The following is a 16693-nucleotide window of genomic DNA, read 5'->3' on the forward strand; positions in this document are numbered from 1 at the left end:
GGGTGGTATGACCGAGTCGGTGTGGGATTACCCGAGGCCGCCCAGGGTGGAGCCGACGGCCCGGCACGTCGTGGTCCGGCATGCCGGGCAGGTCGTCGCCGACACCCGGGGCGCGGCGCGGGTGCTGGAGACGTCGCATCCGCCGGTGTACTACGTGCCGCCGGCCGACGTGGCGGTGGCCGTGCACCGGTCGCGGCGGCGGTCGTTCTGCGAGTTCAAGGGTGTCGCCACATACTGGGACGTGGCCGGGGTGCCCGACGCGGCGTGGTCCTACGAGGAGCCGTCCCCCGGGTATGAGGCGCTGCGGGGGCTGCTCGCCTTCTACCCGTCGAAGTTCGACGAGTGCACGGTCGACGGGGAGGTCGTCACGCCGCAGCCCGGCGACTTCTACGGTGGGTGGCTCACCGGTGACATCACCGGGCCGATCAAGGGCGGGCCCGGAACGCTCGGCTGGTAGAGCCCGGCACGGTCCGGTCGGGGACAGTCGCGGAACGACCCACGGGCAGGACGGGTTAGGCTCGCCGACCGTGACTGGTTTCCGGCTCGGCGTCGACTTCGGCACGTCCACGACGATCGCGATGCTGCGGCGCCCCGACGGCCGGGTGCAGGCGCTGCTGTTCGACGGGTCGCCGCTGCTGTCGTCGGCGGTGCTGCTCGGGCCGGACGGGCGGCTGCACACCGGGCGGGACGCCGCGCACCTGGCGCGCAGCGCGCCCGAGCGGCTCGAGCCCAACCCGAAGCGGCGCGTCGACGACACCAGTGTCCTGCTCGGCGACGCCGAGGTCGGGGTCCGGGACCTCGTCACCGCGGTGTTGCGGCGGGTCGCGACGGAGGCCGCCAGGGTCGCCGGGCCGGTCACCGCCGTGACCCTGACGCACCCCGCCAACTGGGGCGCCGGCCGGCGGGCGGTGCTCGTCGACGCCGCGCGGCAGGCGGGGTTCGCCGACGTCGACCTGGTCGGCGAGCCGGTCGCCGCGGCCACCTATCTGGCCTCGACCCGCGGCGGTGAGCTTCCCGCCGGGGCCTGTGTCGTGGTGTACGACCTGGGCGCCGGCACCTGCGACGTCACCATCCTGCGCCGGGGGCAGCACGGCTTCGAGCCGGTCGCGTCCGACGGGCTCAACGACGTCGGCGGGCTGGACGTGGACGCCACGGTCGTCGCGTTCCTGGAGGCGACGTACGGGACGCTGTGGACCGACGCGGCGAGCCGGCGGCAGCTGTGGGACGACGTGCGCTCCGCGAAGGAGATGCTGTCACGCGCCAGCGGCACGGTCGTCATGGTCCCGGCGCTCGGCAAGGAGGTGCCGCTGGGGCGCGAGCAGCTGGAGGGGCTGGCCCGGCCGGTACTGCGGCAGACGGTGTCGATGACACGGGCGCTGCTCACCGAGTCGGGTGTGGCACCGGCGGCGATCGCCGGGCTGTTCCTCGTCGGCGGGTCCAGCCGGATCCCCCTCGTGGCCACGATGCTGCACGAGTCGATCGGGATCGCGCCGGTCGTCGCGGAGCAGCCCGAGCTGGTCGTCGCCGAGGGTGCGCTCCACACGGTCGGCGGCGGTCAGGCCGCACCGGCGGCGGGCGCGCCGATGAGCAACCCCACGGTCACCCACCCGCAGTCCCCGTTCCCGCCCGCGCCCGTATCGGGCACCCCCTTCTCCGGGCCACCGTCCTCAGGGTCGCCGTACGCGGCGACGGCGTTCGGCGGGCCGCCGACGGCGGGCATCTACAACACCGGCGCGTACACCGGCGGGATGCCCTCCGCGCAGGCGATCACCGAGTCGACCGTCGCCGGCGGGATGCGTCCCGCGCCGATGCCGGTGTCCGCCAACCCGTATGCGTCCGCGCCGACCTCGGCGACGCCCGGCGGGCCGCCCACGGCGATGCCGGGTCCGCTGCCACCGGCGCCCGGCCGTCCCGGCGCACCCGGAGCGGCCTGGCAGCAGCCCCAACCCCAGCGGCAGCGCAGCGGCGGCGGGATCGCGGTCGCCGTCGTCCTCGTGGTGGTCGCGGTGCTCGTCCTCGGCGGCGCCGGCGTCGGCGTGTACCTGCTGATGAACCGCGACAAGAGCGGGAGCCCGGGCGGCGCGACGGGCGGCCGGCAGCCCAGCGCGCCGGGCAGGTTCGACCTGAAGAAGCTGCCGACCAACATCTGCACCGCCCTCGACACGGGAGCGGTCAGCAGCTCCTACGAGGAACCGATCGGCGACCCGACACCGTCGCGCAACCTCAACACGTACGCCGGCACCGCCTCCTGCACGGTGAGCCGGATGCACAGGTCGGGCAGCACGGTGAAGACGGCGTCGGTGATGTCGATGACGACGGTCTACGCGGACCTCGCCTCCGCCACGGCCGTCGGCAAGCAGCTGCAGGACTCCGCGAAGCTCAACGGCGCCGTCACCGACGTCGACGGCGTCGGCGACACGGCGTTCACCTACGCCGACCTGCAGCAGGCGGCCGCGCCGACGTTCACGTTCGTGGCGATCGAGTCGAACATGACCTGCACCATCACGTTCGTGGTCAGCGCGGGCGGCAAGGCGCTGACCGACGCCGAGGTCCGCGACCTGCAGAGCCGCCTCATCCAGGTCGGCAAGGCGACCTTCCCGAAGACGGTGTCGGCGATCTCCTAGCGACGGTCCCGGCGCCCAGGCCGCGCTTCACGGGCGCGACGAGCCGGGCGCCGGGCCCGGAAGCCGGTTGGCGGCCGGCTTCCGGGTCGATCTCACATCAGCCCTCGCCGTAGCCGTTGCACTGGCGACCGCCGTTGATGCAGTAGGTCACCAGATACGCCTGCCGTGCCGCGTCCCACCCGTTCATGAAGTCGTAGTGGAACGTGAAGCTGGCACCTGAGGAGTACGCGAGGTTCGACGTGTTCCCGCCGGGCAGCTTGTAGGGCAGCTTGATCTCCAGCATCGGCAGCGGGACCGGGTGCGTGGCCGGGCACTTCCCGCTGACCGGCCACGCCATGTGCGACTTGTGGTCGGCGGTGTCCAGGTGCACGCCGTCCCAGCAGCTCGGGGCGGTCATGCGGACGACGAGCGACGAGCCCGACGGGCACGACGCGGGGATCTCGTTGCCCTTGTACCCGGGGCACTGCCAGTTGCCGGTGAAGTGCGCGGCGTCCGGGGTGCGGGCGTCGCCCACGAGCAGCTTGAAGCCGGCCGGGAACGGTTTGACGGTGCGGTAGTCCTTGACGTCGGACTTGTAGTAGACGGTGGGCTTGTCGGGCAGGACGGGGTTGCCGTTCTGCAGCAGGGTCGGGAACCAGTAGCCGGACGCGTCCTGCTGGTCCTCGCAGGACGTGGCGCCGCCGACCAGCGACGCCGGGGTCGAGTTGGCGTTGGTGGTCGGGTTGCCGATGAACGAGTGGTTGTGGGAGGCGCCGGCGAGCCCCGGGAACACGATGGGGTCGTCGCCGAGCCGGTGGGTGACGGTGCAGTTGGCGTGCATCTCGTGGTACTGCGTGCGTGGCGGGTCGTCGGCGGCGGCAGCGGTGCCGAGCCCGGCGGCGCCGGACAGGGCCGCCGCGGTGGCGACCACGACGAGGGCACGGGGCAGCATGGACCTGATGCTCATAGCAACTCCTTGGCGGTGGAATCGAGCATCTCCAATGGGGATGAAACCCGACGCTAGCAGCGCGTTTGTCGCGCCGACAACCGTTTGCCACCGCTTGCCGAAAGGATCACCGGTCCACTGTGGACAACGCTTCCGCGAGGTCGGCGACGATGTCCTCGACCTCTTCGAGGCCGACCGACAGCCGCAGCATCGCCGGATCCACCCCCGAGGCCGCGCCTTGATGGGCGAAGACCAGCGACGCCGGATGGGTGATCAGGGACTCCGACCCGCCGAGGCTCACCGCGTTGCGGCACAGACGGGTCGAGCGCATGACCCGGGCCGCCGCGTCGGCGTCGGCGACGGTGAAGGCGAGCATCGCGCCGTACCCACGCATCTGCCGCACCGCGAGGTCGTGCTGCGGATGGCTCGGCAGCCCCGGGTGGTGCACGGCGCGCACCGCCGGATGCCCGGCGAGGAACTCCGCGACGGCGAGCCCGTTGGCGTTGTGCCGCGCCATCCGCAGCGGAAACGTCTTGAGCCCCCGCGCGAGCAGCCACGCCTCGAAGGGGTGGCAGACCGGCCCGAGCACCCGCGCGGTCTCCCACGCCTTCGCGACCAGCGCCGCCGAGCCGGTGACCACACCCGCGGTGACATCGCTGTGCCCGTTGAGATATTTCGTGGCCGACTGCACGACGAGGTCGACCCCGAGTTCGAGGGGCCGGGTGTTGTACGGCGTCGCGAACGTGTTGTCCGCGATGAGGATCGCGTCCGGGGCGGCGGCGCGGACCGCGCGCAGGTCGGTCAGCGTCATCGTCGGGTTGCTGGGCGTCTCGACGTAGACGACCCGGGTCTCGGGCCGCACCTCGGCGGCGAGGTCCTCCTGCGCCACCAGCCGCACCGGCACACCGAAGCCGGGCAGCATCTCCTGCAGCAGCGTCAGCGACGCGGTGTAGTGGCTGCGCTGGGCGAGCACCTCACCGCCGCCGAGGCCACCACCGGGGCCACCGGCCACAGTGGACAGCAGCGCCGCGCTGATGGCCGCCATGCCGCTGCCGACGAGGAGGGCGGCCTCGGCGCCGTCGAGGTCCGCGAGCATCGCCTCCGCCTCGCGGGCGTTGGGCGAGCCGTAGCGGGTGTAGAACGCGCCGGGCGCCACCGACGCCGCGATCCGCGCGGCCTCGGCGGTGCGGGGCAGCTCGTAGGTGCTGGTCTGGTAAATGGGCGTGGTCAGCGGGGTGCCACCTGGCTGCGGCGCGACGTCCGGGTGCAGCAGCCTGGTCATGCTCGACGGTGCGGAGTCCATGCCCCAGCCTGACACGGCCGGCGGAATCTCAGCCCTGCGCGGGGTGCACCCTCCACGGTGTGACGTTCAGGCCGCCGCGCTGGTTCATGCCGTCCTTGATCCGATTGGACGTGTCACCGGAGATGCCGGGCGCGAGGTAGGGCGGGATCTCGACGGCGTCGGCGGTGAACGCGTCGCCGTCGCCGGTGTACTCCACCCGCAGCGCGACCGGTCCCCGGTCGGTCTCCAGCATGACGAACACGGTCCCGTCCGGGTCGCCGGCGAGGGTGGTGCGCCGGCCCAGGTTGATGCAGGAGGTGACCGCGCCGTAGGGGGTGCCCTGTGCGGTCGTGCCGGCGGGACCGCCGGTGAGCAGCGTGCAGGTGCCGGGCTGACGCGCGGCGAGCGCGTCGGACCGGCCCGGGAACCCCGTCGCGACGAGATATCCGGTCACCACGACCAGCACGCCGACGATCCCGCCGCACCACCACCAGAGACGATTCATGTTCACCTTGGTACCTGAGGTTCTCCGCGCACCGCAAGTTCGTCCGCATCTCCCGCACATCCACGCCGGATCCCCGCGGAGGATGTAGTACCGGGGTGGTACTGGGATGCAGTCCCGCAGCGTGACGACGGTGCGGGTGCGCTGGCCGTACGGTCGCCGCATGGCCTTGCAGACCCTTGCCCGGCGCGTCACCGACGCGACCCCGGCGACCCGCGACCGCGCCGTCGACGGGCTGCGCGCCCTGGCGATCGGCGGCGTCGTGCTCGGCCACTGGCTGGTGACGGCGCTGGTCAGCGACGGCGACGCGGTGCGCGGTGCCAGTCCGCTGCGCTTCCAGCCGGAGCTGGCGCCGGTGTCGTGGTTGTTCCAGACCCTGGCCGTGTTCTTCCTCGTCGGCGGGTACACCGCGGCGCGGCCGCGGACCCTGCCCTACCGGCGGTGGCTGGCGGCGCGGCTGACCCGGCTGCTGCGCCCGGTGCCGCCGCTGCTCGGCGTGTGGGCGGTCGTCGTCGCCGCGATGCTCGCCACCGGCGCCGCCGACCGGACGGTGCGCACGCTGGTGAGGCTGGTGCTGTCGCCGCTGTGGTTCCTGCTGGTGTTCGCGGCGCTGACCGCCGTCGCACCGCTGGTCACGAAGTTGCATTGGCAGTGGCCGCTGGGCGTGGTGATCGCCGTCGACGTGCTGCGATTCGGGACCGTCACCCCCGGATGGGTCGCCTGGATCAACCTGGGTGCCGGGTGGCTGGTGCCGTTCTGCCTCGGTGCCGCCTGGTCCCGCGGGACCTTGAGCGGCACTGACGTGCGGCGGGCCGGGTGGCGGCTGCTGCTCGGGGGCGTGGCCGCGACGGTGGTGCTGATCCGCTGGTTCGGCTATCCGGCGTCGATGGTCGGCGTGCCGGGCGACGGCATCTCCAACCTCAACCCGCCGACCCTGGCCGCGGTGACGTTCGGGCTCGCGCAGTGCGGGCTGGCGTTGCTGCTGCTCGGGCCGCTGCGGGCGCTGCTGCGCCGGCCGGTCGCGTGGGCCGCCGTCGCGCTGCTCAACCTGTCGGCGATGACGGTGTTCCTGTGGCACCAGACGGCGATGATCACCGTGACGTTCCTGGTCCAAGGTACGGTCCAAGGTACGCAGAACGGCCTGCACACGGTGCCCGACACGCCGGGGTGGATGGCGGCGCGGATCCTGTGGCTGCCGGCGTTCGCGCTGGTCCTGGCCGGATGCTGGGCGATGTTCCACCGGTTCGAGCGCGGTCCGGCGGTCAACCGCTGATCCGAATATTCGGATAAGACGGACATATCAGAGTGTTGCTCGTTATGTTCCGTTGCATGGTTGCATCCTGGCTCAAGGCTTCAGCCGTGCTCACCGCGGCCGTCATCGCCCTCGCTCCGGCGGCCGGCGTACAGGCGAACCCGATCCCACCAGAGACACCGCAGACGGTGATCGTGCACGCCGGCGACACGCTCTGGGGGCTCGCCCGCCGCAACGGGACCACCGTCGCGGACCTGCAGCGGCTCAACAACCTCGGCACCTCGACCCTGATCCGGATCGGTCAGACCCTCACGATCACCGGCTCGACCCGGGCCGCCCGCGCCGCCGTCGCCATCGCCTACGCCAAGGCGCAGGTCGGCAAGCCGTACAGGTTCGCGACCGCCGGACCTGAGACGTTCGACTGCTCAGGGCTCGTCATGCGGGCCTGGCAGACGGCCGGCGTGCAGCTGCCGCGCGTCACGTACGACCAGATCGAAGTCGGACAGCGGGTGGGCCGCGAGGAGCTCGAACCCGGCGATCTGGTGTTCACCAACAACGGCGGCCACGTCATGCTCTACATCGGCGACAACCAGGTCGTGAACGCCGGCCACACCGGTGTGAACGTGAGCGTGCAGGCGCTGCCGCGCACCGAGAAGGTGGTGGCGTTCGTCCGCCTGCCGGACCGGTAGGACCTACTTCGCGGACACCTCGTCGAGGTGCTGCAGCAGATCGTGCGCTGCGAGCTCCACGTCCTTGTGCCGCCATTCCGACGCCCGGTAGACGCAGGCGATCAGCCCGCTGCGGTGCACCCGGCGCAGGTCGCCGTACGCGAACGCGTAGCGGGCCTTCGTCTCGTCACCGGGCCCGACGGTCAGCCCGAGGTGCCACCGCGCGTACTCGTCCCAGGAGTGCTTCTCCAGGTACGCGTTGTCGTCCGCGGTCTTCGGCTGCGCCGCACCCCAGTCGCTGTCCAGCACGTACTGCCGGGCGTCGATCAGCTTCCGCGCGTACGCCACGGCGTCCTCGTTGACCTCATAGTGCGCCATGGGTCAGCCATACCCGCCCCGTGCGGGTCCTAAAACGGCTCCGCGAGCCCAGGGGCGATCACACCGGCGTCGTCGCGGGTGAGCCCGCGCCACCGGCGACCGCGGCGCCCCTACACGGTCGGGACCGGGCCCGCGTCGTCGAGGCCCGGCAGGCCCTCCTCGAAGAGCAGCCGGCGCAGGGCGCCACCGGTCTCGTACAGGGAGCGGACGATGCCCTCGGGGACGGCGATCGCGACCGCGCGGCGCAGGGACTCCCCCGCCTGCGTGAGCCGGCCTGCCCGGGCGTCGACGGCGGCGAGGAGCAGCCACGCGTCGATCAGGGTGCCGGGCGGGGTGGCGCCGTCGTCCGCGACGGTGCGGGCCAGCTCCGCGGCGCAGTCGGCGTCGCCGCGGGCCAGCAGCGCCTCCGCCTCGAGGACGCCGGTCGCGGGATCGCCGTCGCCGAGGGTGCCGATGAGGGCGGTGGCCTCCTCGACGCGGCCCATCGCGAGCAGGATCCGGGCCTCGACGGCGGTCAGCCGGTGCCGCAGCCAGTCGCGGGTCGGCCGGCCGGTGGGTGGGCGCAGCGCCTCCCGTACGACGGCCAGCGCCCCCGGCAGGTCGTTGCCCGCGCGCAGCAGCCTGGCCCGGACCAGCGCGAGGGTCGCGGTGTAGAGCACGTCCTGGAAGCGGTCCCCGGCGCGGTGCATGCCGGCCTCGGCGGCGTTGAGGTGGTGCCACGCGGCGACGGTGTCGAAGCGTTCCAGGGCGGTCACGGCGAGCGCCACGTCGAGGACGGCGACCCAGTGCATGGCCGTGGCGGGCGCGCCGGCGGCGGCGAGCGCGCGGGTCTGCACGGCCGCGGCGACGGCCCGGCCGAGCCGGCCGTGGTGCGCCTCGGCGAGGGCGAGGTGTTCGGCGCACCAGAGCCGGATCTCGTCGCAGTGCGCACCGGCCGACAGCCGGATCGCCTCGGCGAGGGTGTCGACGGCCGCGGCGAGCCGCCCGGCCCACAGCTCGGCGGTGCCGATCGCGGCGACGACGAACGCGGCGACCTCGGGTCCGGGGACCGGCCGGGTCTGGGTCGCGTCGTCGAGGAGGCGTTCCAGTTTCCGGGCGGCGGCGACGGTACGAGCCGCGTCGCCGTATCCGAGACTGACGGCGAGGTCGACGACGGCGTGGCCGAGGCGCAGCCGCTCGGTCGGCAGGGCGGCCGGGTCGGCGCCGAGGCGGGCGAGCAGCCGTTCGGCGGTGCCGATGTGCCCGTTCGCGATCGCGACGACCGCCGTGACGATGGTCTGTGCGGGGCCGAAGCCCTGCGGCATGCGGCTCAGCAGTTGCAGCAGCGTCCGGTCGCGGTTGTCGACGAGCATCCGCACCAGGGCGACGTGCTCGACGATGAGCTCCGCCGACTCCTGCCACAGCTCGGCGGTGGTGGTGTGCCAGACGGCGGTGACGACGTCGCCGGACCCGGCCCACCAGCGGGCGGCGCGCAGGTGCAGCCGGCGCAGGACGTCGGGGTCGTCGTCGCGCAGCCGGAAGCGCAGGACGTCGGCGAGCAGGCGGTTGAGCCGGAACGTCGGCGGGTGCGTGGCCTGCTCGGCGAAGATCCCCTCGCCGAGCAGGCCGAGGAGCAGGGGCCGGCCGCCGGTCATGTCGCCCACCGCCATGGCGAGGTCGGCGGTGAACGTGTCCAGGACGCCGAGGCGGTGCAGGAACTCCCGCTGCCGCGGGCGCAGCGGACCGAGGACCTCGGCGGTGAAGTACTCGTTGAAGGCGTCGTCCTCGCCGAGGCGGCGCACGTTCGTCTCGGGGTCGACGGCGGCGGCGAGGACGGTCGCGGCCAGGCGCACGGCGACGAGCCACCCTTCGGTGAAGCGGGCCAGGTCCGCGAGGCCCTCGCGGGTCAGCCACACGCCGTGCAGGTCGAGCAGTTCGGCGATCTCGTCCTCGTCGAACGCGAGGTCCGCGGCGTCGAGCTCGGCGAGCCCGCCCGACAGCCGGTACTGGTGCAGCGGGAACGCGGGCCGGCGCCGGCCGAGCAGCAGCAGGCGCAGCCCGCCGTCGGCGTTGCGCAGGACGAACTCCAGCTCGGTGCACTGCTGCGGGCCGAGCAACGCCGCGTTGTCCAGGACGAGCAGGATGTCGCGCTGCTGCTCGTGCAGCGCCGACGCGACCTCGGTCGCCAGGTCGTGCCCGGGACGGCGCCACGTCGCGGCGTCCCAGAACCCGGTGGGCAGCAGCAGACCCGCCCGGCGGAGCGCCTCGAACACGTGCCGCCACAGCCGCACGGTGTCGTCGCGGTCGTCCTCGTCGAGCGTCACCCAGGCGATCGGCCCCTGCGGCAGTTCGTCCGCGACCCACGCGACGGCGAGCTGGGTCTTGCCCGAGCCGGGCGGGCCGGTGATCACGGTCAGCGGCAGGTCGGTGTGCTCGACCAGCAGGTCCAGCAGCCGCTGCCGGCGGACGCCGGGCACGGCGGGCTCGGGGACGCTGAGCTTCGCCTTGAGCAGCGGCGGCCCGGCGCCGGCCTCCTGGCCGTCGGTGAACGGCCGAGGCCCCGGCTGCCCCTCGTCGGCACGTCGCATCACCTGGTCCGCCCCTCACCCGGTTACATCGACATGACTGTTCCCCTACGCAGCGTGGCGTACCGCGTGCGCCGGGACAAGAGGGCACGGGACAAGTGGGCACGGGGACACCGGGACGCCGGCGCAAAGCCCCAGGACACGGGCGTGCGGGACACGAGGATGTCAGCGGCGGACCGGGTGGAGGCGGATCATGCCGCGGCTGTCGCCGGTGGCGAGCCACCTGCCGTCGGGGCTGAACGCGAGGGACTGGATCGGCGCGCCGGTGGGGCCGGTGGTGGAGATCGGCCGACGACCGGGGGCGTCGAGCAGGACCACCCGGCCGGTGGCGTCGCCGGTGGCCAGGAGGGCGCCGCGCCGGTCGTACGCCATGGACGTGATCCTCGCCGGGTGCCCGAGGTCGCGGGTGGTGCCGGTGAGGGTGGCGGTGGCCGGGTCCCAGAACTCGACGAGGACGCCGGCGCCGGTCAGGGCGCCGCCGGTGAGGTACGCGGCCGCTGCGACCGGCTCGGGCACGAAGCGGACGGCGCCGAGCCCGGCCCGCTCGGCGCTCTCGGCGAGGACGGCGAGGCGGGGCGGACCCCACGTCGCCGGGTGGGTCAGCACCACGGTCGGCGGCGGCGTGCCGGTGGACCGCTCGGCCTCGGCGGCGACGCGGCGCAGGACGGCCGCGACGAGGTCGACGACGGTCACCTCCCGCTCGCCGAGCAGGACGGTGTGCTCGTCGACGCGGCGTTTCGGGTTGGGCTCGTACGCGGCCGGGTACGCGACCGCGGCCCGCTCCGCGTCGGCGCCGGTGAGCAGGTCGCCGCCGGGCACGGCGAACACGGCCGAGGACAGCAGCGGGCTGGCGTCGAACAGCAGCGGCCGGGGAACCCCGTCGTCACCGGCGAGCATCGCGACGGTGGTGGAGGTGCCGAAGTCGATGCCGAGCCCTGCCACCCCGCCAGTAAGCATCCGATCACCCTACGGAGTTCCGGCCGGTCGGCGGTACACACGAACGAGGTACCTCGTCAGCCGCCTCCGGCGAGACGATGCAGCAGCAGCCCGGTCATCGCCCGGACGCCGACGCCGACGGCCCGCTCGTCGGGGGTGAAGTCCAGGGCGTGCGGGGTGCCGCGGTCGCCGACGCCGAGGAAGAACATCGAGCCGGGCACCCGGTGCAGGAACAGCGCGAAGTCCTCGCCGCTGAACGGCCACGCCGCGTGCAACGTCAGGACGGCCTCGACGGCGGGGTCCTCCCGCAGATGCCCGGCGGCGGTCTCGGTGAGCTCCGGCGCGCAGATCATGGCCGGGAACGGCGGGCCGGGGAACGTGATCCCGGCGTCCGCCTCGGCGGCCAGGCGGCGCAGCTCGTCGCGCAGCTCGGGGTGGCGGGTCTCGGGCCAGGCCCGCAGCCACACCTCCGCGGTGACCGGGTCGCTGTCCGCCCGCAGGTGCGAGCCGGTGACGACGTAGCTGGCCAGGGGGCCGTCCGGGGTCTGCAGCACCGCCGCCAGCTCGGCGAACTCGGCGTCCGTCGCGGGACGCCGGACGGTGGTCATGGCGTCGACCCGGTCCAGCAGCCGCCGGCCCCTCGACGCGGCATCCGGGCCGCGCAGCTCGAAGTGGCACGTGTCGAGGCCGGGGTGGCCCGTGCCGGGCATGGCGGCGAGGACGCCGACCGGCAACGGCGCGCAGTGCACCGCGTAGACCTCGTCCGGCGGGCAGTCGTCGAGAGCGCCGTCGTCGAGCATCGCCCGGGCGCCCTCCAGGGTCTCCTCCGCCGGCTGGAACAGCAGCACGACCCGGCCGGCGAACCGGTCCCGGAGCCCGGCCAGGACCTCGGCCACGCCGACGCCGATCGCGGTGTGCAGGTCGTGCCCGCAGATGTGCGCGGCGCCGCCCTCGACGGCCAACGCGTCGAGATCGGCGCGGTAGGCGATGGTCCGGCCGCCGCTCAGGTCGCCGCGCACGACGCCGACGACGCCGTGGCCGCCGACACCGGTGCGCACCTCCAGGCCGGCGGCGCGGAGCCGGTCCGCCACCAGGGCCGCGGTGTGCCGCTCGGCGCCGGCCACCTCGGGCCGCAGGTGGATGGCACGCCGCAGCTCGACCAGCCCGGCGTCCAGCGGCGCGGCGGCCGCATCGACGCATTCATGATTCCAGATCCCCGTCACGGGCCAGATCTTAGGCGATCTCGACGTACCGAACGGTACTCGTTACGCTCTGCGTCTTGTCGCGTCCCCTCGACGGCGTAGAGGCAGGCAAGGTCTTGGACGAGCAGCTCCGCGAACCGGAACACCTGGCGCCGTCGGCGCCTCCGGCCGCGCCGTACGCGCCGCCGGACCGGCGTCCGGTCCAGCCTTCCGGATCCGGGCTGGAGGCGCTGAGCGGGATCCGCGCCGAGCGGGAGCGGGCGCACGCCGGCCACCTGGCCCAAGTGGCGGCGCAGGCCGCGACACAGGCGGGGCAGGCAGCGCAGGTCGCCGCGCAGGCGGCCCAGGTCGCGCAGGCCGCGGCGCAGACGGCCGCGCTGCGCGTCGCGGGCGCGGCGGGCACCGCGACCCGGCACACCGTCGCCGGGGCCAAGCGGGCCGCGAGCAGCGTCGGGCGGTTCTTCATCGGCTTCGGGTTCTTCTGGCGGGGGCTGGCGTTCTTCCTCCGCAACCCGAGGCTGTGGCTGTGGGCGCTGCTCCCGGTCGCGCTGACCGCGCTGTGCCTGCTCGGCGTCGAGAAGGTCGTCGCGATGGCGATCAAGGTCGCCGTCGACTGGCTGCTCGGGTTCGTCGCGAGCTGGCCGTCGGCGGTCAGGTGGGCGCTCGGCTGGGTCATGCGGTGGGCCGCCGAGACCGCGTTCCACCTGCTGATCACGGCGCTGACGGTGCCGGTGACGATGTTCTTCGGCGCGTTCTTCCTGCCGTTCATGACCAGGAGCGTGGTCCGGCTGACCGGCGGCGGGCACATCCCGCCGCCGTCGTGGTGGCGGGCCTCCGGGGTGTGCCTGCGCCAGACCGTCGTCGTGACGCTGGTGCTGCACGTCGGCTGGCTCATCTGCCTGCCGTTGCTGCTGCTGCCGGGCTTCAACCTCGCCGTCGCGTTCGGCGTCGGGCTGTTCTTCAACGGCTTCCTGGTCGGGGTCCTGGTCCTCGCCGTGTCGCTGCACCACCACGGCGTGCACGGCGCGAAGCAGCACCTGAAGTTCGCGTGGCAGCACCGGGCGTACGTGACCGGCTTCGGCATGATGAGCGTGATCGCGCTGATCCTGCCGGTCCTGTCGCTGCGCTTCCTCGTCGCCGTGCCGATCCCCGAGGTCTTCGCCGCGCCCGGTGCCGTGCTGTACCTGATCACGTCGCCGGCGGTGCTGGTCGGCGCGATCCTGCTGCACCGCCGGATCCTCGGCGTGCTTCCGCCGGCGCCGGTGCCCCCGCCATGGCCCGATCCGCGGCTGCGGTACGGTCAGCCCCATGTCGGCAGTGGCCACCTTCAGCTCCCTCAAGGCGACATCCGTCGCTGAGTTCACCCGCGACCCCTCGGCCGCGCTGGAGAAGCTCGGCACGCCCCTGGAGGTGTCCTTCGACTGGTCGGCCTACGTGATCCTGCCGGTCCTGGAGCTGCTCGGCGACCGCGGCATCACGCTGCACACCTCGGAATACGACCGGCTGCTCGACGACGTGCCCGAGGACGACGACCGGTTCACGGTGCTGCTGACCCCGCAGCACCGTGCGTTCCTGCCGCGCCTGGACCCGGACACGTTCGACGACGCCGAGTTCCGCGAGCGGTTCGCCGAGGACCGCATCGACCTCGACCCGGCCGAGGCGGGCGCCGCCGGCCGGGACGTGATCGTCCTGCTGCACGACTGCGTCGCCGAGGTCGCCGACGACGAGGTCATCGTCATCCGCATCGGCTGACGCCTTTACGCGAGCTTGGGCAGGACCGCCTCGGCGGCGCGCTGCTCGACCTTCAGGTTGCCGGCGTCGGTGCCGGCCGAGGTCGCGTAGGCGTCGACGATCTTGCCGTCGGCGTAGACGTACAGGTGACCGGCGAGCGAGTAGGCGGACTCACCGACCCCGGCGACCTGCACCGCCTCCTTGTTCTGCACGTCGAACTGGTCGCGGGTCTCCACGTTGACGGTGATGGTGAGCTGGCCGCTGGTGAGCTGCCACTGGCAGTAGCGGGCGCCCGGGGAGTTGCCGCCCTCGTTGCTCATGAGCGTCACCTTCTTCCCGGTCAGGGTGTTCACCTCCGCCTTGGTCAGCAGGGTGCAGATGTCCGGCAACGCCACCGGGCCGCTCGTGGTCTTCGCCGGGGCCGGTGCGCTCTTGGCGCCGCCGGTCGTCGCGGCCGGGCCCGGCGTCGGCGTGTCGGCGGCCTTGTCCAGCACACCGCACCCTGTCAGGGTCAGTGCACCGGTCAGCAACGTGGTGGCGGCAAGGATGCGGTGGCGCATGACGACCCTCCAGGGCGACGTGGTCTGTTGCCATTACCCTGACGGATCAACGAGCGCGCCGCCCGCGCGGCGACGCCGCCTGGCACATTTCGGGGACCTTCAGCCGCGGACCACGTCGGCTCGGACCGCCCCGCCTCGGACCGCCCAGGCTCGGATCACCGGGTGCGTGGTGAACTCGAAGCCGACCGAGTCCACCGGCGTGACGGTGACCCCGGAGTCGTCGAACTCCGCCGTGTACGTGCGGGTGCAGGGATCCCCCGTGTGGCAGACACACAGCTCGAACGTGGTCGGCCCACGCCACCCGCCGGTCGTCGCGATCGGGTTGGCCACGCCGTCGCACGTCGTCATCGTCGACGGCACCCACCGGCCGGGCGCGCAGGCGAACTCGTGCGCGCCGTGCTCGTCGTGCAACCGGACCGTCCAGCCGTGCGGTGCTCGTACAATGGCGAAACCGACAATCCGGGACGGCTGGTCGATGTCCGGACGATGGTGACGTCGCGGCGGCACGGGCGGGTCGGCGGTGTGGAAGCGGCCCGGCAGGTCCTCCCGCGGCTCGGCAGTGCCGGTGACCGCGGGCAGCTCCAGCCCGACGACCTGCGACGGCTCCAGCGGGCCGAGCAGGTGCGCCCACACGGCGTCGAGGACCGCCTGCATGTCCTCGGTCGCGGCGGTGACCGCGACGACCGTGTCCAGCCGCGGCAGGACGACGATGAACTGCCCGAACGCCCCGTCCGCGCGGTAGCCGTCGTGCCGGCACCGCCAGAACTTGTAGCCGTAGCCCTGCTGCCAGTCGAGGGACTCCCGGGAGCCGGTCGGGTCGACGTTGGGCACCTGGAGCCGGGTGGCCTCGTCGACCCACTCCGCCGGCACGAGCTGCTCGCCCTGCCATCGGCCGCGTCGCAGGTACAGCTGGCCGAACGTCGCCAGATCGCGGGTCCGCAGGGTCAGGCCCCAGCCGCCCACGGTGATCCCGCGCGGGCACGTCTCCCAGGCCGCGGGCCCGAAACCGAGCGGCTCGAACAGCCGCGGCCGCAGGTAGTCCAGCAGCGTCACGCCCGTCAGCCGCTGCAGGATCGCCGACAGCGCGTACGTGGCGCCGCTGTTGTAGACGAACCGGGTGCCGGGCTCGTGCACGACGGGGTGGCTCAGGAACCCACGGACCCAGTCCTCGTCGGGGTCGGCCGCCATCGACTCGCCGGATTCGGTGTCGTGCCCGGTCGTCATGGTCAGCAGGTGCCGGACCCGCATCCCTTTCAGGTCGTCGGCGCCGCCGAGGATCTCGTGGACCAGGTCGTCGACGGTCAGCAGCCCGTCGTGGACGGCGAGCCCGACCGCGGTCGACGTGAAGCTCTTGCTCAGCGAGTACAGCGACTGCGGCACGTCCTGCCGGTAGGGGTGCCAGTAGCCTTCCGCGACGGTCTCGCCGCCGCGCAGCACCATGAAGCTGTGGACGCCGAGCTTCTCCGCATCGCGGACGAACCCTTCGATGGCCATCATCAGACCCTACTCAGCCGGCCTATGATGATCACGATGGAACGGCTGACGCTCCGGCGCGACGCTCTCCGTCCTCGCCGGGGGCTCCGGCCCCCGGTCGTCCTGCTGCACGGCCTCGGACACTCGACCCGCCACCCTTCGGATGTGTCCCGTCGCGCGTACGTCGCCGATGTCCTGGCCGTCGACCAGCCCACCGCCTGGCTCACCGTGCTCCGCTCCTTCCTCGACCGGCTGCCGTAGCATCCCGCATCGTGCGGACGAAGACCCTCGTGGTGATCCTGGTGCTGGCTGTCGGCGGCGCGGTGTTCCTGTGGTGGAAGGAGGCGTCCAGCGGCAGCGCCCTCGGCTGCTACACGACGCCCGTCACCGTGTTGCCGCTGTCCGATTCGGGTGCCGTGCGCGCCGCCGACTGCGGCGCACCGCTGGGGTTGCCCCGTTTTGACGGACAGGGTTGTTGAGGTGGTGTCAGGCTACCTGACGGAGCTGGGATTCGTTGCGTAGCTTGGTTTCGTAAGCTGCTGGGCTGAGATAGTCCAATGTGGAGTGTCGACGGCGGGTGTTGTACCAGCCTTCGA

The 16693-nt window shown here is 73.1% G+C and carries 18 protein-coding genes; 8 read left to right on the forward strand and 10 right to left on the reverse strand.

Annotated elements, in window-relative coordinates; all coding sequences use genetic code 11:
* The first annotated feature begins 7 nt into the window (after positions 1-7).
* Complete coding sequence (locus ABZS58_RS37625; protein ID WP_354788193.1) at positions 8-457, forward strand: DUF427 domain-containing protein; 450 nt, start codon at positions 8-10, stop codon at positions 455-457.
* 70 nt (positions 458-527) lie between these two features.
* Positions 528-2624: an Hsp70 family protein gene (locus ABZS58_RS37630; RefSeq protein ID WP_354788195.1), complete on the forward strand. Its 2097-nt coding sequence runs from the start codon at positions 528-530 to the stop codon at positions 2622-2624.
* Between the two features lie 97 nt (positions 2625-2721).
* Here ABZS58_RS37630 and ABZS58_RS37635 read toward each other — a convergent pair whose 3' ends face one another.
* The 3 genes from ABZS58_RS37635 to ABZS58_RS37645 form a co-directional block, all read right to left on the reverse strand.
* A complete protein-coding gene (locus ABZS58_RS37635; protein WP_354788197.1) occupies positions 2722-3570 on the reverse strand; it encodes a DUF1996 domain-containing protein in 849 nt (282 codons plus the stop codon).
* Positions 3571-3676: 106 nt separating this feature from the next.
* Complete coding sequence (locus tag ABZS58_RS37640; RefSeq protein WP_354788198.1) at positions 3677-4831, reverse strand: PLP-dependent aspartate aminotransferase family protein; 1155 nt, start codon at positions 4829-4831, stop codon at positions 3677-3679.
* Between the two features lie 49 nt (positions 4832-4880).
* Positions 4881-5336 carry a hypothetical protein gene (locus tag ABZS58_RS37645; RefSeq protein WP_354788199.1) on the reverse strand — a complete coding sequence of 152 codons (456 nt, stop codon included), beginning with the start codon at positions 5334-5336 and terminating at the stop codon, positions 4881-4883.
* Between the two features lie 160 nt (positions 5337-5496).
* Between ABZS58_RS37645 and ABZS58_RS37650 the strand changes: the two genes are divergently transcribed.
* Together ABZS58_RS37650 and ABZS58_RS37655 are read left to right on the forward strand one after the other, a co-directional pair.
* Positions 5497-6606: an acyltransferase gene (locus tag ABZS58_RS37650; RefSeq protein WP_354788200.1), complete on the forward strand. Its 1110-nt coding sequence runs from the start codon at positions 5497-5499 to the stop codon at positions 6604-6606.
* Positions 6607-6662: 56 nt separating this feature from the next.
* A complete protein-coding gene (locus tag ABZS58_RS37655) occupies positions 6663-7274 on the forward strand; it encodes a LysM peptidoglycan-binding domain-containing C40 family peptidase (RefSeq protein ID WP_354788202.1) in 612 nt (203 codons plus the stop codon).
* Between the two features lie 3 nt (positions 7275-7277).
* On the opposite strand, the gene ABZS58_RS37660 is transcribed toward ABZS58_RS37655, so the two are convergent.
* The 4 genes from ABZS58_RS37660 to ABZS58_RS37675 form a co-directional block, all read right to left on the reverse strand.
* Positions 7278-7631, reverse strand: coding sequence for a hypothetical protein (locus ABZS58_RS37660; RefSeq protein WP_354788204.1), 354 nt, complete (start codon positions 7629-7631; stop codon positions 7278-7280).
* Positions 7632-7741: 110 nt separating this feature from the next.
* Positions 7742-10198 (reverse strand): AAA family ATPase, encoded by a 2457-nt coding sequence (locus ABZS58_RS37665; RefSeq protein WP_354788206.1) that lies wholly within the window; start codon positions 10196-10198, stop codon positions 7742-7744.
* 162 nt (positions 10199-10360) lie between these two features.
* Positions 10361-11152 carry a hypothetical protein gene (locus tag ABZS58_RS37670; RefSeq protein ID WP_354788207.1) on the reverse strand — a complete coding sequence of 264 codons (792 nt, stop codon included), beginning with the start codon at positions 11150-11152 and terminating at the stop codon, positions 10361-10363.
* A gap of 56 nt (positions 11153-11208) precedes the next feature.
* Positions 11209-12354 (reverse strand): M20/M25/M40 family metallo-hydrolase, encoded by a 1146-nt coding sequence (locus tag ABZS58_RS37675; RefSeq protein WP_354788208.1) that lies wholly within the window; start codon positions 12352-12354, stop codon positions 11209-11211.
* Between the two features lie 56 nt (positions 12355-12410).
* Between ABZS58_RS37675 and ABZS58_RS37680 the strand changes: the two genes are divergently transcribed.
* Together ABZS58_RS37680 and ABZS58_RS37685 are read left to right on the forward strand one after the other, a co-directional pair.
* A complete protein-coding gene (locus tag ABZS58_RS37680) occupies positions 12411-13691 on the forward strand; it encodes an EI24 domain-containing protein (RefSeq protein WP_354788210.1) in 1281 nt (426 codons plus the stop codon).
* Complete coding sequence (locus ABZS58_RS37685) at positions 13642-14085, forward strand: hypothetical protein (protein ID WP_354788212.1); 444 nt, start codon at positions 13642-13644, stop codon at positions 14083-14085. Before ABZS58_RS37680 ends, ABZS58_RS37685 begins: the two co-directional genes overlap by 50 nt.
* A gap of 5 nt (positions 14086-14090) precedes the next feature.
* Here ABZS58_RS37685 and ABZS58_RS37690 read toward each other — a convergent pair whose 3' ends face one another.
* Positions 14091-14624, reverse strand: coding sequence for a DUF3558 family protein (locus ABZS58_RS37690; protein ID WP_354788214.1), 534 nt, complete (start codon positions 14622-14624; stop codon positions 14091-14093).
* A gap of 99 nt (positions 14625-14723) precedes the next feature.
* Complete coding sequence (locus tag ABZS58_RS37695) at positions 14724-16121, reverse strand: serine hydrolase (RefSeq protein WP_354788216.1); 1398 nt, start codon at positions 16119-16121, stop codon at positions 14724-14726.
* 33 nt (positions 16122-16154) lie between these two features.
* On the opposite strand from ABZS58_RS37695, the gene ABZS58_RS37700 reads away from it, so the two are divergent.
* Complete coding sequence (locus ABZS58_RS37700) at positions 16155-16358, forward strand: hypothetical protein (RefSeq protein ID WP_354788217.1); 204 nt, start codon at positions 16155-16157, stop codon at positions 16356-16358.
* A gap of 11 nt (positions 16359-16369) precedes the next feature.
* Entirely contained in the window at positions 16370-16576 is a 207-nt protein-coding gene (locus ABZS58_RS37705; protein ID WP_354788219.1) for a hypothetical protein, read from the forward strand.
* Positions 16577-16583: 7 nt separating this feature from the next.
* Here the strand turns inward: ABZS58_RS37705 and ABZS58_RS37710 are convergent.
* A partial coding sequence (locus tag ABZS58_RS37710) for an IS3 family transposase (protein WP_354788224.1) occupies positions 16584-16693 on the reverse strand: 110 nt, incomplete at its 5' end.

Origin of the sequence: Dactylosporangium sp. NPDC005555 (assembly GCF_040605635.1) — a bacterium.
Classification (GTDB): domain Bacteria; phylum Actinomycetota; class Actinomycetes; order Mycobacteriales; family Micromonosporaceae; genus Dactylosporangium.